Here is a 25383-nt window from a genome sequence, read left to right on the forward strand (position 1 = left end):
AGGGGGAACCATGATCTCGCAGAAAGAAAAAGGAAAGGCGTTCGCCGCGCTCCACGAAGAGCAAGGTGCCTTCGTCATCCCCAATGCCTGGGATGCGGGCAGCGCGCGGCTTCTGCAGCATCTGGGCTTCCAGGCGCTGGCGACGACCAGTGCCGGCTTTGCCTTTTCCATCGGCAGGCCCGACGGCGCCGATGCCGTCACGCGCGAAGAAACGCTCGGCAATGCCGGAGCCATTGCCGATGCTTCGAGCCTGCCGGTCTCGGCCGATCTCGAGGGCGGTTTCGGCGATGCGCCGGAAGAATGCGCCAAGACCATCAAGCTCGCCGGGCAAGCGGGCCTCGTCGGCGGATCGATCGAGGATGCGACGGGACGCAAGGACAATCCGATCTATGAGTTCGAGGCGGCGGTCGAGCGGGTTGCCGCTGCCGCCGAAGCGGCGAAGAGCCTGCCTTTCCGTTTCATGCTGACGGCGCGCGCGGAGAATTTCCTGCACGGCCGACCCAATCTCGCCGATACGATCATGCGGCTGCAGGCCTTCCAGAATGCCGGCGCCGATGTGCTCTTCGCACCGGGCCTCACCAGTTCCGAAGATATCGCAGCAGTCGTTCGGGAAGTCGACCGGCCGGTCAATGTGGTAATGGGCCTGAAAGGAAACCTGCTCACGGTCGAGGAGCTGAGCCGCCTCGGCGTCAGGCGCATCAGTGTCGGCGGCGCTTTTGCCCGCGCGGCGGTCGGCGCCTTCCTCGCCGCAGCGCGCGAGGTGCAGAGCAAGGGAACCTTCACCTTCGCCAAAGACGCCGTGCCGCATGGCGAACTCAATGCAATCTTCTCGGCCTGGCCGAAGAATTGACGAAACTTCTCCCTCCCCGCTTGCGGGGAGGGTGGCCGCCGAAGGCGGACGGGTGGGGTTCATGAGTGATCCTATTTCTTTCGCACGCGCGCTTCGCAAGCGCATGACGCCAGAGGAAGTAAAACTTTGGGTCAGACTGAGAACCTGGTGCAGCAAAGGCTATCATTTTCGCCGACAAGCTCCGATCGATGGATATGTTCTCGACTTCCTATGTAAAACTCACAAGCTGATCGTCGAAGTGGACGGTAGCCAGCACGGCGAGAAGCGGGGCCTCGCCCATGACGAGAGGCGCGATGCGCATTTCCGCGCCAAGGGTTACCGAATTGCGCGTTTGTGGAATACAGATATCAATCGCGATCCTGACGCTTCTGCTGATACGATCTGGGCCGTGCTGCAAGGCGAAGACCCTTTTGTGAAACCAATACCCCACCCGGTCACGGCAAAGCCGTGACGTCCCTCCCCGCAAGCGGGGAGGGAGGAATTGGAATATTGACCCCCACGGACTGAAGCCGCCACACTGGCGGCATGAGACGTGCTGATTCGGACCTGCCGCATTTCAACTTCGAACGCGATGCCTTTGCGCGCGGGTTCTCGCTCGTGGCGGGCGTCGATGAAGCGGGGCGTGGGCCCCTGGCAGGACCCGTGGTCGCTGCCGCCGTGATCCTCGATCCCGCCGCGCTGCCGGATGGTCTCAACGATTCGAAGAAGCTGACGCATGAGCGGCGCGTAGAGCTCTATGACGTAATCTATGCACGGGCCGAGGTCGGCGTCGGTATTGTCGATGTCGAGGTGATCGACCGCGATAATATTCTTCAGGCGACTTATGCGGCGATGATCCAGGCAGTCTCAGGCCTGAAGCGCATGCCGGTGCTCGCTCTCATCGACGGCAATCGCGCGCCCAAGCTCTCCTGCTCGACCCAGACGATCATCGAAGGCGACGGAAAATGCCTTTCGATCGCGGCAGCCTCGATCATCGCCAAGGTGACGCGTGACCGGATCATGATCGCTCTCGACCAGCAATGCCCCGGCTATGGCTTCGCCCAGCACAAGGGCTATGGCACGCCCGATCACCAGGCGGCGCTTACGCGTCTTGGACCTTCGGCGCATCACCGGCGCTCCTTCGAGCCCGTTCGCGCCTTGTGCGAAAACGCTGCAAATCGAGCCGCTTAACGGCACCCGTTAACCATTTCCCCAGAAGCCGATTCACCCGTGAATCCCTTTGATTCATAAAGGATTCGTAAGTTCGTTGCGTAGGCGTTGGGGTGTTTCATGGGGTTCGAGTCGCGGCCTGATCTTAAGCCGCTTTACGATACGATTCTGATCGGCGACTGCCTTGAGCAGCTGGCCAAGGTGTCGGCCGGATCTGTCGATCTCGTCTTCGCCGACCCGCCCTATAACCTGCAGCTCAATGGCGACCTGCACCGGCCCGACCAGAGCAAGGTCGATGCGGTCGATGACGACTGGGACAAGTTCGCCTCCTTCACCGACTATGACAGCTTCACCCGCGCCTGGCTGAAGGAATGCCGGCGCATCCTCAAGCCCGATGGCGCCTTGTGGGTGATCGGCTCCTATCACAACATCTTCCGCGTCGGCGCGCTGCTGCAGGATCTGGGCTACTGGATCCTCAATGATGTGATCTGGCGCAAGACCAACCCGATGCCGAATTTCCGTGGCCGGCGTTTCACCAATGCGCATGAGACGCTGATCTGGGCGGGCCGCGATCAGGACTCGCGCTACACTTTCAACTATGACGCGATGAAGGCGCTCAATGAGGAACTGCAGATGCGCTCCGACTGGCTGCTCCCCATCTGCTCGGGCGGCGAGCGGCTGAAGGACGGCAAGGGCGACAAGCTGCATCCGACGCAGAAGCCGGAAGCGCTGCTCAGGCGCGTGCTGCTGTCGTCATCCAAGCCGGGCGACCTCGTGCTCGATCCCTTCTTCGGCTCGGGCACCACCGGTGTCGTCGCCAAGCAGCTCGGGCGGCATTTCATCGGCATCGAGCGTGACAAGACCTATGCCAAGGCGGCCAAGGCCCGCATCGGCGCCACCGAAACCTTAGCCCCCGAGGCGCTCAAGGTCTCGACCGGCAAGCGCGCCGAACCCCGCATCCCCTTCGGCTCGCTGATCGAGCGCGGCCTTGTGAAGGCGGGCGACACGCTTTACGACCCGGCCCAGCGGATCGCCGCCAAAGTGCGCGCCGACGGCTCGATCGCCTGCCGCGACGCCTCGGGCTCGATCCACAAGATCGGCGCCCATGTGCAAGGCGCGGAAGCCTGCAACGGCTGGACCTTCTGGCACATGCGCAAGGGCAAGGCCCTCATCCCCATCGACCTCCTGCGCCAGCAAGTGCGCCAGGAAATGGGCAGCGCGGACTAAGCCCCCTGTTCCCAAATCGGGAACGTCCTATATGTTGGACGATGCAGGTCATTGCCAAGCGACCCCTGAAACAGTTCTGGGAGCGACACCCGCGGGCGGAAATTCCCCTGAAGAACTGGTATCAGGTCGTAGACAAGGCAAGCCGGAACACACCCGCCGATGTCAAACGGATGTTCGGCACGACAGTTGACTTCATCGGAGACAACCGCCGCATCTTCGATATAGGCGGCAACAAGTACAGACTGGCGGTGCATGTCGCTTATGCTTTCAAACGTGTCCTGATCAAATTTGTCGGCAAGCATGTACAAGTATGACGCCATTGACCCGGAGACCGTGTGATGAGGAATATCCGTGCCATACGCAACGAGGCCGATTACGATTGGGCGCTTGCCGAGATCGCGCACTACTTCGAAAATCAACCAGCCCCTGGGACCGAGGCTGCAAATCGCTTTGATGTTCTGGCCAGCCTGATCGAAACCTATGAAAGCAGGCATTGGCCCATAGAGGCGACCGATCCAATCGAGGCAATCGAGTACCGGATGGAGATATCGGGATATACGCAGAAAGATCTCAGCGAGCTCATCGGGTCGCGATCACGCGCATCGGAAATACTGGGGCGAAAACGACCTTTAACGATGCAGATGGCGCACAAGCTCTCAGTAGAGTGGAACATTCCCGCCGAGGTGCTGTTGAGACCGTACCATCTCGACAGCCGGTAATCAGCTCATCACCGCGACGATCTTGCGCATGACGCTGGGCAGCGCCTCGCCGGCAAGATCTTCGCGCTTCACCCAGCGCGCCCTTCGATCCGGAACATCGGCATGTGCCGGTACCTGCGCCGACCAGATGTCGAGCTCGACATGGAAATGGGTGAAAGTGTGCTCGATCCTCCGGCCGGTCCTGCGCCATGCCGCCTTGAGCGGCGCTTCGGCCGCGGGATCGGACGGACTCCCGGTGGTCCATCCGGTCGAGGGCACTTCCATCATGCCGCCCAACAGGCCCTTGTCGGGGCGTTCGCGCAGCAATACGGCGCCATCGTCGCGCTCCACCCAGAAGGCGACACCCTTGCGGTGAGGCCGTTCGGCCTTCTCCCGCTTGCGCGGCAGCTCGTCGGCAATGCCGGCCCGCCGTCCGGCGCACTCATCCGTCCACGGACAGATCATGCAGTTGAGGCGCTTCGGCGTGCAGATGGTGGCACCCAGATCCATCAGCGCCTGGGCGAAATCGCCGGCGCGCTCCTGCGGCACGAGAGCCAGCGTCTTTTCCCGGATCTCCGGCTTGGCGTCGGGCAAGGGCGCCTCAATGGCATAGAGCCTCGCCATGACCCGCTCGACATTGCCGTCGACGGCTGCCGCCCGCCGGTCGAAAGCGATGGCGGCAATGGCGCCCGCGGTATAGGGGCCGACGCCCGGCAGAGCACGCAACCCCTCTTCGGTATCGGGAAACCTCCCGCCCAGCTCTTCCGCCACCATCCTGGCGCAGGCATGGAGATTGCGCGCCCGTGCATAGTAGCCAAGCCCGGCCCAGGCCTTCAGCACATCCTCGCGCGGGGCGGCCGCCAGAGCCTCGACCGTCGGCCAGAGATCCAGGAACTTGCGGTAATAGGTTCCGACCGTCGCCACCGTCGTCTGCTGCAGCATGATCTCGGACAGCCAGACATGATAGGGATTGGGTGACTCGCCCGGCGCCGCCCGCCAGGGCAAGGCGCGGCGATGACGGTCATACCAGGCGAGAAGCCGACCAGATTCCGGTTCACGCTTCGGTGAAAGCCCTTGTTCCGCCATGGTTCGCGGCGACATGATCCCTCATATGAAAACGCTCGACAAAGACTTCCGCGCCCTGACGCGCGCTGCCTTTGCGCGCTATGGTTTTGCCTATGCCGACCTCATCACGCAATGGCCGGCCATCGTTGGCGACGGCCTGGCGCAATGGAGCGAGCCCGAGCGGATCAGATGGCCGCGCGGCCAGGACGATGAGCGCAAGCAGGGCGGAACCCTGGTGATCCGGGCGGTTCCCGGGCGCGGCCTGGACCTCCAGCATGAGACACCCCGGATCATCGACCGGATCAACAGTTTCTATGGCTATGGCGCCATTTCCTCGGTCAAGATCACGCAGGGCCGGCTGAGCGGCCGGAAACCCGAGCCCCGCTTGGCCCCCGAACTCGCTCCCGAGCAGGCCCGGGCGCTCGATTCCCGCCTCGAAGCGGTCGCCGACCCCGCCCTCAAGGAGGCCCTGCGCCGGCTGGGAACCGGGGTCCTAAGCCCCCGTTCTCCACAGGCAAAATGACCTCTTGGTCACAACCCCCAATATCTAGTAGTCAGGAGCCAATATGTACCTAGATCGCCGCCAACTGATTCTCGGGGCCACTAGCCTGGCTGCCGCGACGGGATTTGCCTCGACCGGCCAAGCCGCCGTCGATATTGCCGCACTGCATGCGCCGCCGGCCGAAGGCGACATGGCCATGGGACCCGAGACCGCCAAGGTCGTCGTGGTCGAATATGCCTCAGCGTCATGTCCGCATTGCGCCAACTTCCACAACACGACCTTCAAGGACCTCAAGAAGGAATATATCGACACCGGCAAGATCCGCTTCATCTTCCGTGAGTTCCCACTCAACCAGCCGGCACTTGCGGCTTTCATGCTGGCGCGCTGTGCGCCCAAGGAAAAGTATTTCCCGCTGCTCGATATGTTTTTCGAACAGCAGGACGCGTGGCTTCAGGCGCCAAAAGACGGATTGGAGAAGATCGCGAAGCTCGCTGGCTTCACGAAAGAGAGCTTTGAGGCCTGCCTAAAGAATGAGGACGTTAGGAAGGGCATCATCGAGGTGGCAGAGAAGGCCAACAAAGACTTCGGTGTTGATTCCACTCCGACTTTTTTCGTGAATGGCGAGCAACTGCAGGGTGAGACATCAATCGAGGAATTCCGCAAGGCGATCGATCCGCTCCTCTAGGAACGGACATCGCCTTGCGCTTTTTGGACTGCAAGGGGTGGGGTTATGAAGTTCTCGCGACTCAGGCTTTCGGGCTTCAAGTCGTTCGTCGAGCCGACGGAGCTGGTCATCGAAAAGGGACTGACCGGTGTCGTCGGGCCCAATGGCTGCGGCAAATCCAACCTGCTCGAAGCGCTGCGCTGGGTGATGGGCGAAAACTCATACAAGAGCATGCGCGCTTCCGGCATGGACGACGTCATCTTCTCCGGCACCGCCCATCGCCCGGCGCGCAACATGGCGGAAGTGCTCGTCACCATGGACAATGCCGAGCGCACCGCCCCTGCGCAGTTCAACGACAATGAGACACTTGAAATCTCGCGCCGCATCGAGCGTGAAGCGGGCTCGGCCTATCGCATCAATGGCCGCGACGTGCGCGCCCGCGACGTGCAACTGCTGTTCGCCGATGCCTCGACCGGCGCCCGCTCGCCCGCCCTGGTCCGGCAAGGCCAGATCGGCGAGATCATCAGCGCCAAACCGCAGGCGCGCCGGCTGATCCTCGAAGAGGCGGCCGGGATCACCGGCCTCCATACCCGTCGCCACGAGGCCGAACTCAAGCTCAAGGCGGCCGAGCAGAATGTGGCGCGGCTCGAGGACGTCATCGGGCAATTGCAGGCGCAGCTGTCGAGCCTCAAGCGCCAGGCGCGCCAGGCGGCGAAATACAAGTCGCTCTCGGCCGAGATCCGCAGGCTCGAAGCGGCCGGCCTCTATCTCACCTGGAAGGACGCCGCCGACCACGCCGAGCGCGACGCCAAGGCGCTTGATGAGGCAACCCGCCTCCTCGCCGAACATACGCAGGCGGCATCGGAAGCGCTGCGCCATCGTGACGATCTCGGCGACAAATTGCCGGGCCTGCGCGAGCAGGAGACGGTGCGCGCCGCGGTGCTGCAGCGCCTCTCGATCGAGCGCTCCAGTCTCGACGAGGAAGAGAAGCGCGCCGAGGCGCGGCGCAAGGAATTCGAAGCCCGCCTGGTGCAGGCGGTGGCCGATCTCGGCCGCGAGGAAGAAACGATCCGCGATACGACCAGCGTGCTGGAAAGGCTTGGCGGCGAAGATGCCGAGCTGCGGATGGCCGAGGAGAGCGATGCCGAACATCGCGCCGAGGCAGCCCTCAAGCTGCAGGAGGCCGCCGAAGCCCTCGCCCGCGCGCAGGAGGTGCTGGACGAAGCAAATATGCGGCTCTCGGATCTCACCGCCAAGCGCAATGCCGCGCAGCGCGTCATCGACGAGCAGCGCCAGCGCATTTCCCGCTTCGAGCGTGAGGCCCAGGATATCGGACAGCGCTTCCAGGCGCTCATTGCGCAGATGGCTCCGCCATCTGAAGGAGAAAGATTGGTTCAGGCGGTGGAGACCGCCCTTCTGGTCGTCGCCGAAGCCGAGCAGGCGAGCAACGAGGCGGAAGCGCAATTGCGCCAGGCCCGGCAGAACGAGACCGACAGCCGGCAGGCCTATGACGACGCACGGCGCGCGTCGGAAAGCCTGACCACCGAGGTTCGCACGCTCAGCAATCTGCTGCGCGCCAATGACGGCGACCTGTGGCCGCCGCTGGTCGATGCCCTGAAAGTTCAGCGCGGCTATGAAACCGCTTTGGGCGCCGCCCTGGGCGAAGACATCGATGCGTCGGCCGATGAGGCCGCGCCGGTGCACTGGCGCGGATTGCCGCCTCTTTCCGAAACTCATCCCTTGCCCGATGGCGCCGAGCCTCTCACCCGCTTCGTCGATGCGCCGCCGGCTTTGGCGCGCCGGCTCTCGCATATCGGCATCGTCAGCCGGGCACTGGGCCAGGCACTGCAGAGCGAATTGAAGCCCGGCCAGCGCCTCGTCAGCGTCGAGGGCGATGTGTGGCGCTGGGACGGCTTCACCGCCGCCGCCGATGCACCAAGTGCCGCGGCAAAGCGGCTCGCCGAACGCAATCGCCTGGTGGCGCTCGAGGCCGAGATGGTCGACGCGCAGCAGGCGATGGAGCGCGGCAAGAGCCTGTTCGATCAGGCCAAGGGCGCCGTCGAAGCCTCGGTGCGCGCCGAGCGCGAGCGTCGCGAAGCCTGGCGCGCCGCCACATCGGCGGTCGAGGTGGCGAGGCGGGCGCTCAGCCAGCATGAGCGGCAGGTGGCCGAGCGCCTGCAGCAGACGGGCGCCCTCGATGAAGCCAAGCGGCGCGTCGAAGCGACTTTGGCCGAGGCGCAATCGCGCCTCATGGCCGCCGAAACCGAGCTTGCCGACCTGCCGGCGCTCGACGGGCTCACCCAGGAAATCGGGGGCTTGCGCGACAGCGTCAATCGTGAGCGCGCCGTCTATGCCGAAGCCCGCGCCCGCCATGACGGCGTCGAGCGCGAGGCGCAAAACCGCGCCGATCGCCTTAAGACCATCGCGGCGGAGCAGGCGCAGTGGCAGGAGCGCGCCCGGCGCGCCGCCACCCAGATCGAGGCCCTGACCAAGCGTGCCGACGAGACGCGGGCGGCCATTGCCGAAATGTCCGACCTGCCGCAGCTCTTCGCCGACAAGCGCCTGAAGCTGTTGAACACGCTTCAGCAGGCCGAAGGCGAACGCAAGGCGGCGGCCGATGCCCTCGCCGAAGCCGAGAACAATGTGCGCGCCGCCGATCAGGCCCTGCGCGCCGCGCAGGATCAGGCGTCGAATTCGCGCGAGGAACATGCGCGGCTCGAGGCGCGGCTCGAATCATCGCGCGAGCGCCATGCCGAGGTCGAGCGACGCATCGCCGAGACGCTCAATTGCGCGCCGCAGGAGATCGCACAGACCGCGGGCCTCGAAGACGACAAGATGCCGCCGCTCGAGGATGTCGAGCGCAAGCTCATAGCACTCCGCGACGACCGCGAGAGGCTGGGCGGCGTCAATCTCAGGGCCGAGGAAGAGGCCGAGGAGGTGGCCAAGCAGCTCGAAGGCCTCACCAAGGAGCGCGACGACGTCGTGCAGGCCATCGCCAAATTGCGCGGCGGCATCCAGAGCCTCAACCGCGAAGGCCGCCAGCGCCTGCTCGATGCCTTCGGCACGGTGAACGAGAATTTCGGCCAGCTGTTCACCACTTTGTTCGGCGGCGGCAAGGCGGAATTGCAGCTCATCGAATCGGAAGACCCGCTGGAAGCGGGCCTCGAGATTCTCGCCCATCCACCCGGCAAGAAGCCGACCGTCCTGTCGCTGCTCTCGGGCGGCGAGCAGACGCTCACGGCCATGTCGCTCATCTTTGCGGTGTTCCTCACCAATCCCTCGCCGATCTGCGTGCTGGACGAGGTCGATGCGCCATTGGACGACCACAATGTCGAGCGCTTCTGCAACCTGCTCGATGCAATGCTGGATCGCACCGAGACGCGCTTCCTCATCATCACCCACCACCCGCTCACCATGGCGCGCATGAACCGCCTGTTCGGCGTCACCATGATGGAGCGCGGCGTGTCGCAGCTGGTGTCGGTCGATCTCGAAACCGCCGAGCAGCTGGTGGCGGAAGCGGGCTGATCGGCAATCCGATCAATGCCGGTTACCGTTCCGCCATTCATCCTGCCGAGCGGTGTTACGGGGTTCAGTGGCCAGAAGCCGCATGATCTGTTCAAAGGGCTCAAGGCGCTGAGTCATGAGGTTGCGCGCAGCGTTCACGGTGCTATCACCGGCAGCGCGGCGGATGACCTCGTCGGACGGAATTTCCATTCGTTTCGTCTCGAGGGGCGCGGATTGCGCGTTGTCATTCTTCTAAACGCGTTTCACCCGCTTGTCGGCTTCGCCGAGACGGAAGCACACGAGCCCATTTTCGCGGACATACCTGACAGCTTCCACGGCCAGAATCGTGGAGCATTCACCTTCCTCGGCAAGGAGATCCTGACGTCGCCTCCGGACCACGCGTCAGTGCGGGAATTGGCCTCGACCGAAATGGAGCAGATGGGCTATTGGCGCCCGCGCCGCCTCGGCGACATCATCTTCAATCACTGGGACTAGGCGCTGCTGCGCTTAACCACCGCGCCCGACGGATAGAGTCGCATGATCCGCAGCAGGAGCAGCAATCCCGGAATGGCCAGCAGAGCGGTCAGGCTCCAGAAGGTGAACCAGTCGGTGTGGTCGGCGAGCCAGCCGCTGCCCGATGACAGCCAGGTGCGGCCAAGCGCCATGAAAGATGTCAGCAGGGCATATTGCGTCGCAGTGAAGGCGACATTGCACAGGCCCGACAAATAGGCGACGAGTGCTGCGCCCGCGGCGCCGCCGGCGATATTGTCGGCCGTGATGGCGAGCGTCAGAGCGGGAGGAAAGGCCGTGCATAGAGTGCTGGCGGCTTCCCCGGCGCACAGAGCACTGTCGCCTCCGGCTCCCTTCAGCGCGACATAGGCGAAGGCGAAATTGGTGAGGGCCTGCAGGACGCCGCCGATCAACAGGGCCTTGAACACGCCCCAGCGGGCCACCGCGATGCCGCCGATCAGCGCGCCGACGATGGTCATCCATATGCCCCACACTTTGCTGACGCTGGCGATCTGGACGCCGGTATAGCCCATCTCGATATAGAAGGGGTTAGCCATGGTGCCGCCGAGCGCGTCGCCGAATTTGTAGAACAGGACGAAGAGCAGGATGATGAACCAGCCGCGGCGGCTAATGAAATCGGCAAAAGGATCGATGATGGATTCCTTGATCCATTGGATGTAATCGCGCTTGCCGTGCACGATGGCGACCTTGGGCTCGGGCACGAACAAGGTCAGCAGCGCACAGACGAGCATCGCCGCGGCCAGCACGGCAAATACCACCGACCAGGGATAGAAATCCGACAGCCCGACCGCGCCGGCGCCGGCGAGCAGAAGACCGAAGCGATAGCCGATCTGCGTGGCGGCGGCGCCATGGCCCTGTTCGTCCTGGGGCAGAAACTCGATGCGATAGGCATCGATGACGATGTCCTGGCTGGCGGACAGGAAGGCGACGATGACGGCGATGAGGGCCGTCATCCACGGTTCGACGGTCGGATCGACCTGGCCCATGGCGAAAATGGCGGCCGCCAGCAGCAGTTGCGTCAGGAGGAGCCAGCTGCGCCGCCGTCCCAGTAGCCGGGTGAGAATCGGTAGCGGCACCTGGTCCATGATGGGCGACCACAGGAACTTGAAGGTGTAGGGCGTGCCGACCAAAGCGAAGAGGCCGATGGTGGTCTTGTCGACGCCGAGCTTGGACAGCCAGTAGGAGAGGGTCGAGAGCGTCAGCAGCAGCGGAAGCCCCGAGGCGAAGCCCATCGCCAGGATGATGAGCATGCGAGGGGTGAGATAGGCCGAGACCGCCGACCACCAATCCTTCTTCACGGCAACAGATTCAGCCATTGCGGGCCCTCATTGCATCCGCCGACTCAGGAATCGATCGACGCAGCAAGCGCCATGGTTACGCACTCAGCCGAACCGCGTCAGCCTATTTTTCACCCACCGAACCAGCCACATCGGGTGCCTGGAGAATCTCATTTTCCCCAGCGCTTCGCGCAATCCGCCGCGCGAATCGCCGCATCGTTACAGGAGCGCTGAAAACCAAAGCAAATCAAAGGCTTGAATCGCACAGGCGTTGCTTGACACGTTTTTGCCCAAACTCTATGGTGCGCGCGATTTTTGAGGGGCGTTTACGTCGCATCAGCCATTTTTTCGAGCGGGATCATGAACTCATCTGGTGATGATCGGCTCAAGGATCTGGAAAAGCGGCTGGACACCAGTCTGAGCCAGCGCAAGGGGGTTGGGCCCGACACGACCGAAGGGTCGGCCGCGGGTCTTGCGATGCGCGCGGTGACCGAGCTTATGGTCGGTCTCCTCGTATGCATGGGCCTGGGCTGGATGGCGGACAAATATTTCGGCACGGCGCCGTGGGTCATGCTGGCCCTCATGCCGTTCGGGATCGCTGCGGGGGTCGTCAATGTGATGCGGCTCTCAAAGAGCAAACAGGCCGAGGAAGTGCTGGGCGGCAAGGGCCCGGTGGCGCCGTCGGTCAAAGACGATGACGAGGATTGAACGTGTCAACGAGCACAACGGAAGCGGCAGCGGGTGCGGCGCCTGAGCATGGCGAGAAGATCATCGACCCGATCCATCAGTTCCAGATCAACAACATCATCGATCTCGGCCCCTTCTCGCTCACCAATTCCGGCCTCTGGGCCATCATCGCGGTGGTGTGCGTCGCCCTCCTCTTCCTGCTCGCGCCCAAGAACCTCATCCCGACCCGCCTGCAATCGGCCGCCGAGAGCATCTACGAATTCATCGAGAACATGACGAAGGAAGTGCTGCATGAGAATGCCCGCACCTATTTCCCCTTCGTGCTGACGCTCTTCACCTTCATCCTGTTCTGCAACGTCCTCGGCCTCATCCCCTATTCCTTCACGGTGACGAGCCACATCATCGTCACCCTGGCGCTGGCGCTCGTCGTCTTCATCGGCGCCACCATCATCGGCTTCATCCGCAACGGCTTCGGCTATCTCAAGCTGTTCGTGCCGTCCGGCGTTCCGGTCTATCTGCTGCCGCTGGTCGTCATCATCGAGATCGTATCCTATTTCATCCGCCCGCTCAGCCTCTCGATCCGTCTCTTCGCCAATATGATGGCCGGCCACATGATGCTGAAAGTCATGGGCGGCTTCGTCGTCATGCTCGGCGTCACCGCCGGCTGGCTGCCGCTCATCGCCATGGTCGGCCTCTATGGCCTCGAGCTGCTGGTGGCGGCGCTGCAGGCCTATGTCTTCGCCCTTCTCACCTGCATGTATCTCAGCGATGCCATGCATGTGGACCACTAATTATTAATCCATCCATTCAACAGGAGAAGTCAGATGGAAGTTGAAGCAGCAAAGATGATCGGTGCGGGTATCGCGGCCATCGCTCTCGGTGGCGCCGGCGTCGGTATCGGCCACATCTTCGGCAATTATCTCGCGGGTGCGCTCCGCAACCCGGCGGCTGCCGCCGGCCAGCGCGGCACGCTGTTCCTCGGCTTCGCCTTCGCCGAAGCGACGGGTCTCATCGGCTTCGCCGTCGCCATGCTCATCCTCTTCGGCTGATCCTCAGCCGAAGCCTCGCCAAAGGCAGGGCTCAAGCCTTGCCGGCGGCCGGATACCAATAAGGCGCTGGAGCCATGCCGCAACTCGACGTCAACACCTGGCCGCCGCAGCTCTTCTGGCTCGCGGTGACCTTCCTTGTCCTCTATTTCATCATCTCGAAGATCGTGATCCCGCGCACCGGCGGCGTCATCGAGGGCCGCAAGAACCAGATCGACAGCGATCTCAATGCCGCCCAGCGCTTCAAGGCGGATACGGACAAGGCAGTCGCCGACTATGAGAAGGCGCTGGCCGATGCGCGCGGCAGGGCGCAGGCAATCGCCAAGGAGACGCGCGACAAGCTCAATGCCGAGGTGGACAAGGAGCGCAGCAAGCTCGACGGCGAACTCGCCGCCAAGATCGCCGCGGCCGAGAAGACCATCCAGGAGACGCGCAGCAAGGCTTTGGCCAGCGTCACCGAGCTTGCCACCGATATCGCGACCGATATCGTCGGCCAGCTCACCGGAACCAAGGTGACGAAGGCCGATGCCGCCAAGGCCGTCGCCAAGGCGCAGGGGAACTGAGCATGTTCGGAAACAACGCGGAAACCTGGGTTGCGGTCGCCTTCGTCCTCTTCGTGGCGCTGCTGATCTATCTGAAGGCGCCGGCCAAGATCGCCGCCATGCTGGATGAGCGCGCGGCGCGCATCGCCAAGGAGCTGGCGGAAGCCAAGAAGCTGCGCGAGGAAGCGCAGGCGCTTCTCGACGAATACAAGAAGAAGCGCGCCCAGGCCGAGAAGGACGCCGAGGACATCGTGGCGCTGGCGCGCAAGGAGGCGGAAGCCTTCGCGCATGAGACGCGCGCCAAGCTGGCCGAGACGCTGGAGCGCCGCACCCGGCAGGCCGAGCAGAAGATCGCCCAGGCCGAGCAGCAGGCGGTCAAGGATGTGCGAACCGCTGCGACCGATGTCGCCATCAGTGCCGCTTCCGAGCTTCTCGCTTCGGCCTCGGAAGGGGCGAAGGGCGCCGCGCTGATCGAGGAATCGATCGCTGCGGTCAAATCGCGCCTCAACTGAGCGGACACCCATTCGACATTCAAAAGCCCGGCCAAGCGCCGGGCTTTTTGTTTCAGCCCTGACGGTAAGTTGATCCGCCTGCTATTCCAGCGACGCTACGGAAGCCGCTAAGCTCGGGCCATGAGCACCCTGCGGCTGCTTGCAATCCTGCTGGCCCTCCTTATGCCTCTGACGGCGGCGCGCGCCCAGACGGCGGTGAGCGAATGTCTCGCCATGGCGCAAGCGCCCGCCCGCTATCAACCGGCACAAGCCTTGGCCGAAGCCCTGGAAGCCGATCAGGTGCGGTTCACCTTTGTCGGCCATTCCACCTTCCTGATCGAAAGCCCGGGCGGCGTGCGGATCGCCACGGATTATTCAGGCTATGCCAACGGCATCATCCCCGATGTCGTCACCATGAACCGCGCCCACAGCACCCACTACACCGAGTTTCCCGACCCCGCCATCAAGCATATGCTGCGCGGCTGGAATCCGGATGGCGGTCCGGCGCGCCATGACCTCACGGTGGGCGATGTGCGCATCCGCAATGTCACCACCGACATACGCGGCGGGGCCATGGGACGGATCCCGGATGGCAATTCCATTTTCATCTTCGAGATTGCCGGCCTGTGCATCGGCCATCTGGGCCATCTGCATCACGAACTCAGCCCAGAGCAAATGGGCGCCATCGGCCGGCTCGACATCGTGCTGGTGCCGGTCGACGGCACCTATACGATGGCGCAAGCCAATATGCTGAATGTCCTGAAAGAGCTCAAAGCGCGTGTGGTCCTGCCGATGCATTATTTCAGGCCGGAGACGCTGGCGCGCTTCATCAGGGGCATGAGCGGCTCGCTCGATGCCGAATTCAACAAGGATGCCACAATCGTCCTGTCGGCCGCCAAATTGCCGGACAAGCCCAAGCTCATCGTGCTGCCCGGGTACTAGATATCTGTTGTAGCCTGCCAACATTTCGTCATTGATCCGCCGGCGCCTGACATGCTACGCCTTCCCATTGAGCGACACAGAATTACAACCACAGGTTAATGGGACGGACAAATGGCACTTCATCTCCTTCGTGTCCTGACGACGCTTGCCTTGCTTGCGGCAAGCGGGACTTCCGGCGCGCTGGCGCAGACGGATCAATCCACCACGCCGAGCGAACTGCAACTGGCCTATGAGACCGCCATCAAGGCGGCGACCAACGGCCCGGCCGACGTCGCCTTGCGCGACCTAGCGACCATCCGGCTCGATGACCCCTACAGCTTCATCCCGGTCAAGGAAGGTGCGGCACTCATGCGCGCCTTCGGCAACTCGACCCATGAGAGCTTTATCGGCCTGATTATTCCGAAGCAGGACCCCTTCTGGTTCGTGACGATCAACTACACCGACAGCGGCCACATCGCCGATAGCGAAGCCAAGACCTGGAATGCCGATGAACTTCTGCAATCGCTGAAGGATGGCACCGAAGCCGCGAACAAGGAACGGATGGAGCGCGGCGTTCCGGCGTTCGATGTCGTCGGCTGGGCCGAGAAGCCCACATATGACGAGGCAACCCATCGCCTCGTCTGGTCCATCATCGGCAAGGATCGCGGCGTGCCCCAGAATGGATCGACGATCAACTACAACACCTATGCGCTGGGCCGGCAGGGCTATTTCGAGCTCAACCTGGTGACGAGCGAAGAGGCCATCGCCACGGACAAGAAGCATGCCGGCGTGCTGCTGGCCGCGCTCGACTACAAGCCGGGCCAGCGCTATTCGGACTTCGATGCCTCGACCGACCGGGTTGCCGAATATGGCATCGCGGCGCTGATCGGCGGTATCGCCGCCAAGAAGCTCGGCCTCCTCGCCGTCATCGGCGTGGCGCTGGCGAAATTCTGGAAGATCATCCTGATCGCCGTCGCGGTTGCCGGCGGCGGCGTGTTCAAGCTGTTCGGCCGCAGGAAATCGACTCCCGAGGCCTGATCATTCCGACAAGGAGAGTGAGGCGGCAGACGCGTCACCCTATTCCGCCGCCTCCTGATAGGCCTCCATCGGCGGGCAGGTGCATACCAGGTTGCGGTCGCCGAAGACATTGTCGACGCGCCCCACCGGCGGCCAGTATTTGTCGGCATTGATGTATTTGAGCGGGAAGAAAGCCTTCTCCTTGGAATAAGGATGGGTCCAGTCGCCGAGCAGCAGCTGATGGGTGTGCGGCGAGTTCTTCAGCACATTGTTGATGCGGTCGGCCTTGCCCTCCTCGACCTCGGCGATCTCGCGCCGGATCTCGATCATGGCGTCGCAGAAGCGGTCGAGCTCACGCTTGCCCTCCGATTCGGTGGGCTCGATCATCAGCGTGTCGACCACCGGGAAAGACATGGTCGGCGCATGGAAGCCGTAATCGACGAGGCGCTTGGCCACGTCCTCGACGGCAAGGCCGGTACGCTCCTTGAGCCAGCGCAGATCGATGATGCATTCATGCGCGATGAAGCCGCCCGGTCCTGAATAGACGATGGGAAAGTGCGGCGCGAGGCGCCTGGCGATATAATTGGCGTTGAGGATCGCCATGATCGTCGCTTCGGTCAGGCCTTCGCCGCCCATCATCGCGATATAGGTCCACGAGATCGGCAGGATCGAAGCCGAGCCCCAAGGCGCGGATGAGACCTGGCCCTGCGACTGGTCGCGCCCGGCCGCCGGATTGACGCCATGCACCACCTTGTGGCCCGGCAGATAGGGGGCGAGATGCGCCCTGACGCCGATCGGTCCCATGCCGGGGCCACCGCCGCCATGCGGGATGCAGAAGGTCTTGTGCAGGTTCATGTGGCAGACATCGGCGCCGAGCTCGGCCGGCCTGACGAGGCCGACCTGCGCGTTGAGATTGGCGCCGTCGAGATAAACCTGGCCGCCATTCCTGTGGATGATCTCGCAGATGTCCTTGATGCTCTCCTCGAACACGCCGTGGGTCGAGGGATAGGTGATCATCAGCGCCGCCAGGTTGTCGGCATGCTGCCTGGCCTTGGTTTCGAGATCGCCGACATCGACATTGCCCTTGTCGTCGCAGGCGACGACGACGACCTTCATGCCGGCCATCACGGCGGAAGCCGGATTGGTGCCATGCGCCGAGACGGGGATGAGGCAGACATCGCGATTGATGTCGCCCTTCGCATGATGGTAGCCGCGAATGGCGAGCAGCCCCGCATATTCGCCCTGGCTGCCGGCATTGGGCTGCAGCGAGACCGTGTCGAAGCCGGTGATCTCGGCCAGCATCTCCTCAAGTTCCTCGAAGAGCTGCTGATAGCCCTGCGCCTGCTCGAGCGGCGCGAAGGGATGCATCATGGCGAATTCCCGCCAGGTGACCGGGATCATCTCGGTCGTGGCATTGAGCTTCATGGTGCAGGAGCCGAGCGGGATCATCGAGCGGTCGAGCGCCACGTCCTTGGCCTGCAGGCGGCGCAAATAGCGCAGCATCTCGGTCTCCGAATGATACATCTCGAAGACGGGATGGGTGAGATAGGGCGACTTTCGGATAAGGGCCGCAGGGATCGCCTCGGCGGCCGTCCGGTCGAGCTTGTCGATATCGACCTTGTCCAGCGCATCGGTCTTGAAGACCGTGAGCAGGCGCTCAAGCTCCTGGCGGCGCGTCGACTGGTCGAAGGAGATGCCGACATGATCGGCATCGACGAAACGCAGATTGATGCGCTTCTCCTTGGCGCGGGCCATGATCGCATGGGCGCGGCCGGGTGCGGTGATGGTCAGCGTATCGAAGAAGGCCCTGGTCTGAACCTCGTAGCCGAAGCCCTTGACGGCCTCGGCGAAGATGGCGGCAAGACGATGGGTGCGCTCGGCCGTCTTGCGGATACCCTTTGGTCCGTTATAGACCGCGAACATCGAGGCGATCACGGCAAGCAGCACTTGCGCCGTGCAGATATTGCTGGTCGCCTTCTCGCGGCGGATATGCTGCTCGCGCGTCTGCATCGCCATGCGCAGAGCGGGGTTGCCATGCGAATCGACCGACACGCCGATGATGCGGCCGGGCATGGCGCGCTTATATTCATCGCGCGTGGCGAAGAAGGCGGCATGCGGGCCGCCATAGCCCATCGGCACGCCGAAGCGCTGGGCGGAGCCCAGGGCAATGTCGGCGCCCACTTCGCCGGGCGGGGTCAGCAGCGCCAGCGCCAGGAGGTCGGTCGCCATGATGGCGAGCGCGCCCGCGCCATGCAGCTTGTCGATGACGGCGCGATAGTCGCGGATCTCGCCGGACGAGCCCGGATAGGAGAGCAGCGCGCCAAAGACCTTCGCCGGATTCAGATCATTGAGCGGATCGCCGATGACCAGCTCATAGCCGAAGGCCTGGGCCCGCGTTTCCAGCACGCCAATGGTCTGGGGATGCGTATCGCGGTCAACGAAGAATATGTTGGCCGATGTCTTGACCACGCGTCTCGCCATGGCCATCGCTTCCGCCGCCGCGGTGCCCTCATCGAGGAGCGAGGCGCTGGCAAGCTCAAGCCCGGTGAAGTCGACGATCATCTGCTGGAAATTGAGCAAGGCCTCGAGGCGGCCCTGGCTCACTTCCGCCTGATAGGGTGTATAGGCCGTGTACCAGCCCGGATTCTCGAGGATGTTGCGCAGGATGACCTTCGGCGTGACGGTGCCGTAATAGCCCATGCCGATCATCGAGGTGAACACCTCGTTGCGCGACGCCATCTGGCGCAGATAGGACAAGGTCGTGCGCTCGGCCTTGCCCTTGGGCAGATCGAGAGGCCTGGCCGCGCGGATCTTCCTGGGGATGACCTTGCCGATGAAATCCTCGAGCGAGGTGCTGCCCAGGACCTTCAGCATCTCCGCGGTCTCGGCGGCATTGGGACCGATATGGCGGGGCACGAAATTGGCCTGCGGCTCGAGCTCGGCAAGTGTTGCGCGTCTGGTCGACATGGGAAACGTCCTGTGCGGAATTTACTGCGCGGCTACAAATTTGTCGTAGGCGGCCTTGTCCATCAGATCGGCAAGCTCGGCCTTGTCCTTGAGCTTCACCTTCATGAACCAGGCGGCGCCCTCCGCCTCGCGGTTGACGAGGGCGGGATCGCCTTCGAGGTCCTTGTTCACCTCGACGACTTCGCCCGAGACCGGCGCATAGACCTCGCTCGCGGCCTTCACCGATTCGACCACCGCGGCGTCACCGCCCTTGGTGACGGCCTTGCCGATCGCCGGCAGTTCGACGAAGACGACGTCGCCCAATTGCTCCTGGGCATGGTTGGTGATGCCGATGGTCGCGATATCGCCAGCGATGGAGATCCACTCATGTTCCTTGGTGTAGTGCTTGCTCATCGAAGACTCCCCTGGGGTTAGCGCTTGTAATTGTGCGGTGTGAAAGGCAGGGCCACGACCTGGGCCGGCATGGGCTTGTCGCGCACCACCAGATTGATCTTGGTTCCCGGTGCGGCATAGGCCGTCTCCACATAGCCCATGGCGACGGGCCCGTTGACGGTCGGCCCGAAGCCGCCCGAGGTCACGAGGCCGATGGCGCGGCCTTCCTCATTGATGACGACCGTATTCTCGCGCGCCGGTGCCCGGCCTTCCGGCCTGATGCCGACGCGCTTGCGCTTCGGCCCTTCGGCGATCTCGCGGGTGATGCGCTCGGCCCCGGTGAAACCGCCTTCGCTGCGGCGCTTCTTGCCGATCGACCAGACGAGATCGGCCTCGACCGGGCTCGTTTCTTCATCGATGTCATGGCCATAGAGGCAGAGGCCCGCTTCAAGGCGCAGCGAATCGCGGGCGCCCAGCCCGATCGGCTTGACCTCGGGATCAGCAAGCAACGTCTCGACCATGGCCTCGACCTTGTCCGCGGCAACCGAGATCTCGTAACCGTCCTCGCCCGTATAGCCCGAGCGGGCAACAGCGCAAGCAACGCCGTCGAACTCGGCCTGGGCGGCGCTCATGAAGGCCATATCGGCGACCTTGGTGCAATAGCGCGCCAGGACCTGCGCGGCCTTGGGGCCTTGCAGTGCCACCAAGGCGCGATCCTCGATGGGCTCCAGCGTGACTCCCTTGGGAAGATGCCCGCTCAGCCACGCATAATCGACATGCTTGCGCGACGCGTTGACGACAATGCCAAGCTTGCCGTCATCGCCGGGTGCTGCGGGGCGGGTGATCATCAGGTCATCGATGATGCCGCCCTCGGGATTGGTGATCTGGGTGTAGCGGATGCGGCCGGGAGCGAGCCCCGCGACATCGCCCGGAACCAGCTTCTCGATCGCCCGCGCCGTCGTTGCGTGATCGGGACCGACCAGCAGGGCCTGGCCCATATGGGAGACGTCGAAAAGGCCGGCGGAGCTGCGCGTCCAATTATGCTCGGTCAGGATGCCGGTCGGATATTGCACCGGCATCTCGAAGCCGGCGAAGGGCACGATGCGGGCGCCCAGTTTCACATGCAGATCGTAAAGAGGGGTGCGGAGAAGCGTCTCAGGGGCCGTTGCCATTCAATTTCCCGGTTCCGACAAGATTGAGCAAGACCCGGCAACAGCCAAGCCTGCCCCCTCTGTCAGAGAACCTGAGAGATTTCACCCATGTCGCTCCGACACATGGGCTTGGCTCCTTCGGTGAGGGGTTTTCCCCTGCTCTCCAGAGTCGGCGAATACATGCGGTCCTTTTGCCTGAGAGTTTCCGGGGCGGTTGCTCCTTCGGCGCCGGATCGAACCGGCCTCTCCCGCGTGCATTCTTCGCGCCCGGAACCTAATAGCCCCGCCCCGGAAAGGCAAGGGCCAGGTTTTCAGCCCTGCCTTCCGGCGCAAAACTGCTCAAAGTCTCGCCGACACCCCGATCTTGATCGTCGTTCCCGGCCCGTTGACATTGTCGGTCGTCATGGCCGGGACATATTTCACGTTGGTGATGTTGTCGGCATTCAGGAACACATCGAGATGATCATTGACCTTGGCTGAGGCAAAGAGGTCATAGAGCCGATAGGCCGGATAATAGGTATCGGGAATCGTGGGATCAAAGCTCTTGTAATTGAGCGTCTCGGAAATATCGCGGATGCGTCCGCCAATGGTGAACCTCTCCTCGAACAGGCGGATGCCGCCGGTCAAGGTCCATACTTCCTCGGGCTGATAGGAGAGATAGCCGAGGCCGGGCAGCTGCGCGGTGGCGATATCGGTCTTGATGTCGTGATAGCCGAGGCCGGCGAAGAAATAGCCCAGATCGAGACTGGCCTCGACCTCAAAGCCCTCTACTTTGCTCACCCCGTCGGCATTCACGTAGAAATAGCACAGGCGGAATCCGCACAGGCCGCCGACGCCGACAATATAGTCCTCGACTTCATTGGAAAAATAGCTGGCCTTGATCCTGACCTTGCTCGCTTCGCCGAATACATCGTCGATCGCGATATTGGCGCCCACTTCCCATCCTTGCGAGCGCTCGGGGTCGAGAAAGGGATTGGGGAAGAACTTGACGAAGCCGCCTGGCCCGCCTGGATGCTGGCCGGCCGTCAGCACCTCGGTGATCGCCGGCGGGCGGAAGCCCCAGCCATAGAGCGCATAGAGCTGCATCCAATCGAAAGGGGTCACGGCGGCGGTGAATTTGGGACTGACCGCCGTCTCGGATTTGTCGACCTCGAAGGGACCTACCGGCACATCGGGGATGCCCGGCAGGCTCGGATTGGGCTGGCCGCCGCCACCCGTGACGTCGTTCACGCCCTTGCCGGTCAGCGAATAGTGATCGACACGCAGGCCGCCAATGAGCTCGAGCAGTTTCCAGCTTGCCGTCACCTCGGAGAAGAGGCCGCCCACACCCCGCTCTCCCTCAGGCGTCAGGCCGGGCGCGGTCTGGTCCGACCCTTCATCCTCGGTCTTCACCCAATCATAGAAACCCTCGGCGCCATATCTGGCGGCGATATCGAAGGCGCCCAGCCTGAAGCGCGAGGTGTTGGAGCCATCGAGACCGACAGTGTCGGTGTTGTAGTGGATTTTCTCGCCGGTGATGAAGGCGAAGAAGTCCTGTTTCAGATCGGTCTGGTTATAGAAGCCATTGACCTTGAGATCGACGAGCTCGCTCGCCGGGTCGTAGTGATATTTAGCCGTGGTGGTCAGGACATTGACCTTGTAGTCGGCTGAGGCCTTGGCGAATTTGCTGTCATAGGCGACGAGCCCTACATCGAGCTGCTGGTCTTGCGTCAATGCCATGCCGAACTTGGCGAGGGCGGACTTGGTCTTCTGCCAGGTCTGCGGAATCTCCATGGGCTCCTCCCACCAGACATCGCCATCCTTGTAATTGTCCGAATCGCGGTTGCTCACCGCGCCGAACAACCGGAAGCGCTCATCCTTGACACCCGCCGACAGGACCTCGGACCAGTTGTAGCCATTGGTGCCATAAACCACGGTCGTCTCGGCGCCGTAGCTCTTGCCTTCGGTCAGGATGTCCTCAAGCTCGAGGGTGCGGAAATTGACCGCTCCGCCAATGGCGCCCGCCCCGCCTTCGGTCGCAACGAAGCCTTTGGCGACATCGACCGAACGAATGAGCGCCGGATCGACAAAGACCGTGCCGTTCGGACCGTGGCCCGAGAACTGGAACGTCTGGCGCGCGCCGTCGATCATCACATTGACGCGGCCGAAATCCTGCATGCCGCGGATATTCACCGACATTCCGGGGCTGTTCTGCTGACTCTGGGCGGAGACGCCGGGAATGGTGCGCAAGATGTCATCGGCCCGGCTGGCACTCTCGCGCTTCAGCTCCTCGGGCGTCACCGTCGTGACCGATGCCGGGGTGCGGTAGTTTTCATCGCCCTCCTTCTTGGCGCGGATGACTATCGGGTCGAGCAGTACGCCGCCATCGGCTTCCTGCGCAGCGGCACTGTCCTGCTCAGATTCCTGGCCATGGGCCATGGATGCGGCCGCCACGAGCGCCATTGCGGCGGTGGTCAAGGACAAAGCGCGCGCAATTTCCCCGCGCCGGGATGTGATGAACATGAGGTCCCCCGTTCCGTCTGTCTGTGGGCTGGATTGGCTGGCGACATGACAGAAGGAGGTCGAGGCGACGCACCGCATGCGGCTGGCTTGCATGCTCAGGCGGCATGCGTGATCAGGCCTTAGCCACAAAGGCCGCCAGGCTCAATCACGCGGGGGTTGTGCGTCCAAAAATTCTCGCACCAATCACGACCAATAAGCCCTTGATTCGACTTGTTATTTCCCCTGCGTAATAAGTGACGATCGGCCGCTCGGTGGCGCGCTTGACAATCACCGCCCTGCCTCGCCATCTAGCCCGCATGACCAAGCCCGCTCTGACCATCCTGCTCGCGGCCCCCCGGGGGTTCTGCGCCGGCGTGGTGCGCGCCATCGACATCGTCGAGCGGGCGCTCAAGCTCTATGGCGCGCCGGTCTATGTGCGCCATGAGATCGTGCACAACAAATTCGTGGTCGATGACCTCAAGGCCAAGGGCGCCGTCTTCGTCGATGAGCTCGATGAGATTCCCGACGGCGACCGCCCGGTGATCTTCTCCGCCCATGGCGTGCCCAAGGCCGTGCCGCAGGCGGCGCGCCAGCGGCAGATGTTCCAGATCGACGCCACCTGCCCGCTGGTGACCAAGGTGCATATGGAAGCGCAGCGCCACCACAATGAAGGCCTCGACATCGTGCTGATCGGCCATAAGGGGCATCCGGAAGTGATCGGCACTATGGGTCAATTGCCCGCGGGCGCCATCACGCTCATCGAGACGGTGACCGAGGCCGAGAATTTCACGCCGCATGATCCGGCGAAGCTCGCTTATGTGACGCAGACCACTTTGTCGGTCGACGACACGCGCGACATCGTCGAGACGCTGAAGCGGCGCTTCCCGCAGATCCGCGGACCGTTCAAGGAAGACATCTGCTATGCGACGACCAACCGCCAGGAAGCGGTGAAGTCGATCGCCGCCGGGATCGACCTGCTGCTGGTGGTGGGCGCGCCCAATTCGTCGAATTCGAAGCGCCTGGTCGAGGTCGGCATCAAGAATGGCTGTCCCAAAGCCGAGCTGGTGCAGCGGGCGAGCGATCTCGACTGGTCGAGGCTCAAGGATCTCAAGACCATCGGCCTCACCGCCGGCGCCTCGGCGCCCGAGGTGCTGGTCAACGAGATCATCGATGCGTTCCGCGCACATTACGACGTGACCGTCGAGAAGGTCGTGTTGCGTGAAGAAAACGTGTCCTTCAAGCTGCCGCGGGAACTGCGCGAAGCGAAGCCCGCCGCATGACGGCAAATACCGTCGTGATCCATACCGATGGCGCCTGTTCCGGCAACCCGGGACCGGGCGGATGGGGCGCGATATTGCGCTATAACGGACATGAGAAGGAATTGAAGGGCGGCGAACGCCTCACCACCAACAACCGCATGGAGCTGACCGCGGCGATCATGGCGCTCGAGGCGCTGACACGCCCCGCGACCGTCGAGCTCCATACCGATTCCGTCTATGTGAAGGACGGCATCGGCAAATGGATCCATGGCTGGAAGCGCAATGGCTGGAAGACATCCGACAAGAAGCCGGTGAAGAATGCCGAATTATGGCAGCGCCTCGATGCCGCCCTGCAACGTCACCAGGTGAGCTGGCACTGGGTCAAGGGCCATGCCGGCCATGACGACAATGAGCGCGCCGACGAACTGGCGCGCGACGGCATGGCGCCGTTCAAGAGGTGAAACCTCCTCCCGAGAAATCGGGAGGAGCTTCCATCACAGCTGCTTCAGGATCGTGTCGGCGCCGGAGACATTGACGCCCGGCTTATCCTCGACATTGAGCGACTTCACCACGCCGTCCTCGACGATCATCGAATAGCGCTTGGAGCGGTGGCCCATATTGTTGGCGGTCAGGTCGTTTTCGAGGCCGACCGCCTTGGCGAAAGTGCCATTGCCGTCGGCGAGCATCAGGACCTTGCCATCGGCGCCGGAATGGCGGCCCCAGGCATTCATGACGTGCACGTCATTCACCGACGTGCAGGCAATGGTGTCGACGCCCTTGGCCTTGATGGCTTCGGCCTCCTTCACGAAACCCGGCATGTGGTTCATGCTGCAGGTCGGCGTGAAGGCGCCCGGCACCGCGAACAGAACCACCTTGCGGCCGGCAAAGACCGTGCCGGTGGTGAATTTCTGGGTACCATCCGCCGTCATGGTGATGAATTCGGCCTCGGGCAGACGATCGCCAACCTTGATCATGATTGCTC

At 63.1% G+C, this 25383-nt stretch carries 25 protein-coding genes, 1 pseudogene and 2 riboswitches; of the genes and pseudogenes, 19 read left to right on the forward strand and 7 right to left on the reverse strand.

Annotated features, from left to right (window positions below; translation table 11 throughout):
• Nucleotides 1–10 precede the first annotated feature (10 nt).
• The 6 genes and pseudogenes from DT068_RS11120 to DT068_RS11145 all read left to right on the forward strand — a co-directional run bounded on the left by DT068_RS11120 (nt 11) and on the right by DT068_RS11145 (nt 3945).
• Nucleotides 11–850 (forward strand): isocitrate lyase/PEP mutase family protein, encoded by an 840-nt coding sequence (locus tag DT068_RS11120; protein WP_119389910.1) that lies wholly within the window; start codon nt 11–13, stop codon nt 848–850.
• A 61-nt stretch (nt 851–911) separates the two neighbouring features.
• Complete coding sequence (locus DT068_RS11125; RefSeq protein WP_119389911.1) at nt 912–1301, forward strand: endonuclease domain-containing protein; 390 nt, start codon at nt 912–914, stop codon at nt 1299–1301.
• Nucleotides 1302–1375: 74 nt separating this feature from the next.
• Nucleotides 1376–2020, forward strand: a complete 645-nt coding sequence (rnhB, locus tag DT068_RS11130; protein WP_119389912.1) for a ribonuclease HII — start codon at nt 1376–1378, stop codon at nt 2018–2020.
• Nucleotides 2021–2119: 99 nt separating this feature from the next.
• The gene (locus DT068_RS11135; protein ID WP_119389913.1) at nt 2120–3226 is read left to right on the forward strand and encodes a site-specific DNA-methyltransferase; all 1107 of its coding nucleotides are present in this window, start codon (nt 2120–2122) and stop codon (nt 3224–3226) included.
• 41 nt (nt 3227–3267) lie between these two features.
• Nucleotides 3268–3565: pseudogene (locus DT068_RS11140) on the forward strand (type II toxin-antitoxin system HigB family toxin).
• Nucleotides 3565–3945, forward strand: coding sequence for a helix-turn-helix domain-containing protein (locus tag DT068_RS11145; protein WP_119389914.1), 381 nt, complete (start codon nt 3565–3567; stop codon nt 3943–3945). The pseudogene DT068_RS11140 and the gene DT068_RS11145 overlap by 1 nt, the downstream one beginning before the upstream one ends.
• Here DT068_RS11145 and mutY read toward each other — a convergent pair whose 3' ends face one another.
• Complete coding sequence (gene mutY, locus DT068_RS11150; RefSeq protein ID WP_368904666.1) at nt 3946–5025, reverse strand: A/G-specific adenine glycosylase; 1080 nt, start codon at nt 5023–5025, stop codon at nt 3946–3948.
• A 10-nt stretch (nt 5026–5035) separates the two neighbouring features.
• On the opposite strand from mutY, the gene DT068_RS11155 reads away from it, so the two are divergent.
• From DT068_RS11155 to DT068_RS11170, 4 genes are read left to right on the forward strand one after another with little or no spacing between them, the layout of a single operon-like run.
• Complete coding sequence (locus tag DT068_RS11155; RefSeq protein WP_162914142.1) at nt 5036–5512, forward strand: DUF721 domain-containing protein; 477 nt, start codon at nt 5036–5038, stop codon at nt 5510–5512.
• Nucleotides 5513–5555: 43 nt separating this feature from the next.
• Nucleotides 5556–6176 (forward strand): DsbA family protein, encoded by a 621-nt coding sequence (locus DT068_RS11160; protein ID WP_119389917.1) that lies wholly within the window; start codon nt 5556–5558, stop codon nt 6174–6176.
• Nucleotides 6177–6221: 45 nt separating this feature from the next.
• On the forward strand, nt 6222–9680 hold the full coding sequence (gene smc, locus DT068_RS11165) for a chromosome segregation protein SMC (RefSeq protein WP_119389918.1): 3459 nt from the start codon (nt 6222–6224) through the stop codon (nt 9678–9680).
• Between the two features lie 15 nt (nt 9681–9695).
• Entirely contained in the window at nt 9696–10154 is a 459-nt protein-coding gene (locus DT068_RS11170) for a hypothetical protein (RefSeq protein WP_119389919.1), read from the forward strand.
• On the opposite strand, the gene DT068_RS11175 is transcribed toward DT068_RS11170, so the two are convergent.
• Nucleotides 10151–11506 carry an AmpG family muropeptide MFS transporter gene (locus tag DT068_RS11175; protein WP_368904667.1) on the reverse strand — a complete coding sequence of 452 codons (1356 nt, stop codon included), beginning with the start codon at nt 11504–11506 and terminating at the stop codon, nt 10151–10153. The two genes, DT068_RS11170 and DT068_RS11175, sit on opposite strands and share 4 nt — an antisense overlap.
• Before the next feature lie 321 nt (nt 11507–11827).
• Here DT068_RS11175 and DT068_RS11180 point away from each other — a divergent pair, with 321 nt between their 5' ends.
• From DT068_RS11180 to DT068_RS11210, 7 genes are all read left to right on the forward strand, one after another.
• A complete protein-coding gene (locus DT068_RS11180; RefSeq protein ID WP_119389920.1) occupies nt 11828–12175 on the forward strand; it encodes an AtpZ/AtpI family protein in 348 nt (115 codons plus the stop codon).
• A 59-nt stretch (nt 12176–12234) separates the two neighbouring features.
• Nucleotides 12235–12945 carry a F0F1 ATP synthase subunit A gene (locus DT068_RS11185; protein ID WP_119390251.1) on the forward strand — a complete coding sequence of 237 codons (711 nt, stop codon included), beginning with the start codon at nt 12235–12237 and terminating at the stop codon, nt 12943–12945.
• A 33-nt stretch (nt 12946–12978) separates the two neighbouring features.
• Complete coding sequence (locus tag DT068_RS11190) at nt 12979–13203, forward strand: F0F1 ATP synthase subunit C (RefSeq protein ID WP_119389921.1); 225 nt, start codon at nt 12979–12981, stop codon at nt 13201–13203.
• A 74-nt stretch (nt 13204–13277) separates the two neighbouring features.
• Nucleotides 13278–13763 carry a F0F1 ATP synthase subunit B family protein gene (locus tag DT068_RS11195; RefSeq protein WP_119389922.1) on the forward strand — a complete coding sequence of 162 codons (486 nt, stop codon included), beginning with the start codon at nt 13278–13280 and terminating at the stop codon, nt 13761–13763.
• A gap of 2 nt (nt 13764–13765) precedes the next feature.
• Complete coding sequence (locus tag DT068_RS11200) at nt 13766–14254, forward strand: F0F1 ATP synthase subunit B family protein (protein WP_119389923.1); 489 nt, start codon at nt 13766–13768, stop codon at nt 14252–14254.
• Between the two features lie 120 nt (nt 14255–14374).
• Nucleotides 14375–15175 carry an MBL fold metallo-hydrolase gene (locus tag DT068_RS11205; RefSeq protein WP_119389924.1) on the forward strand — a complete coding sequence of 267 codons (801 nt, stop codon included), beginning with the start codon at nt 14375–14377 and terminating at the stop codon, nt 15173–15175.
• Nucleotides 15176–15286: 111 nt separating this feature from the next.
• A complete protein-coding gene (locus DT068_RS11210) occupies nt 15287–16192 on the forward strand; it encodes a DUF2167 domain-containing protein (RefSeq protein ID WP_119389925.1) in 906 nt (301 codons plus the stop codon).
• Nucleotides 16193–16231: 39 nt separating this feature from the next.
• Here the strand turns inward: DT068_RS11210 and gcvP are convergent, their stop codons facing one another.
• From gcvP to DT068_RS11230, 4 genes are all read right to left on the reverse strand, one after another.
• Nucleotides 16232–19138 (reverse strand): aminomethyl-transferring glycine dehydrogenase, encoded by a 2907-nt coding sequence (gene gcvP, locus DT068_RS11215; protein WP_119389926.1) that lies wholly within the window; start codon nt 19136–19138, stop codon nt 16232–16234.
• Between the two features lie 21 nt (nt 19139–19159).
• Nucleotides 19160–19531: a glycine cleavage system protein GcvH gene (gene gcvH / locus DT068_RS11220; protein WP_119389927.1), complete on the reverse strand. Its 372-nt coding sequence runs from the start codon at nt 19529–19531 to the stop codon at nt 19160–19162.
• Between the two features lie 17 nt (nt 19532–19548).
• Nucleotides 19549–20682: a glycine cleavage system aminomethyltransferase GcvT gene (gcvT, locus tag DT068_RS11225; protein WP_119389928.1), complete on the reverse strand. Its 1134-nt coding sequence runs from the start codon at nt 20680–20682 to the stop codon at nt 19549–19551.
• A gap of 49 nt (nt 20683–20731) precedes the next feature.
• Nucleotides 20732–20834, reverse strand: a riboswitch (glycine riboswitch).
• Nucleotides 20835–20922, reverse strand: a riboswitch (glycine riboswitch).
• A gap of 78 nt (nt 20923–21000) precedes the next feature.
• Nucleotides 21001–23163: a TonB-dependent receptor domain-containing protein gene (locus tag DT068_RS11230; protein ID WP_162914143.1), complete on the reverse strand. Its 2163-nt coding sequence runs from the start codon at nt 23161–23163 to the stop codon at nt 21001–21003.
• 296 nt (nt 23164–23459) lie between these two features.
• Here DT068_RS11230 and ispH point away from each other — a divergent pair, with 296 nt between their 5' ends.
• A complete protein-coding gene (ispH, locus tag DT068_RS11235) occupies nt 23460–24422 on the forward strand; it encodes a 4-hydroxy-3-methylbut-2-enyl diphosphate reductase (protein ID WP_119389930.1) in 963 nt (320 codons plus the stop codon).
• Nucleotides 24419–24862 carry a ribonuclease HI gene (gene rnhA, locus DT068_RS11240; RefSeq protein WP_119389931.1) on the forward strand — a complete coding sequence of 148 codons (444 nt, stop codon included), beginning with the start codon at nt 24419–24421 and terminating at the stop codon, nt 24860–24862. The genes ispH and rnhA overlap by 4 nt, the downstream gene beginning before the upstream one ends.
• A gap of 33 nt (nt 24863–24895) precedes the next feature.
• Here rnhA and DT068_RS11245 read toward each other — a convergent pair whose 3' ends face one another.
• A complete protein-coding gene (locus DT068_RS11245) occupies nt 24896–25378 on the reverse strand; it encodes a peroxiredoxin (protein ID WP_119389932.1) in 483 nt (160 codons plus the stop codon).
• Nucleotides 25379–25383 lie beyond the last annotated feature (5 nt).

This window comes from Taklimakanibacter lacteus (genome assembly GCA_003576695.1).
Taxonomy (GTDB): domain Bacteria; phylum Pseudomonadota; class Alphaproteobacteria; order Rhizobiales; family Aestuariivirgaceae; genus Taklimakanibacter; species Taklimakanibacter lacteus.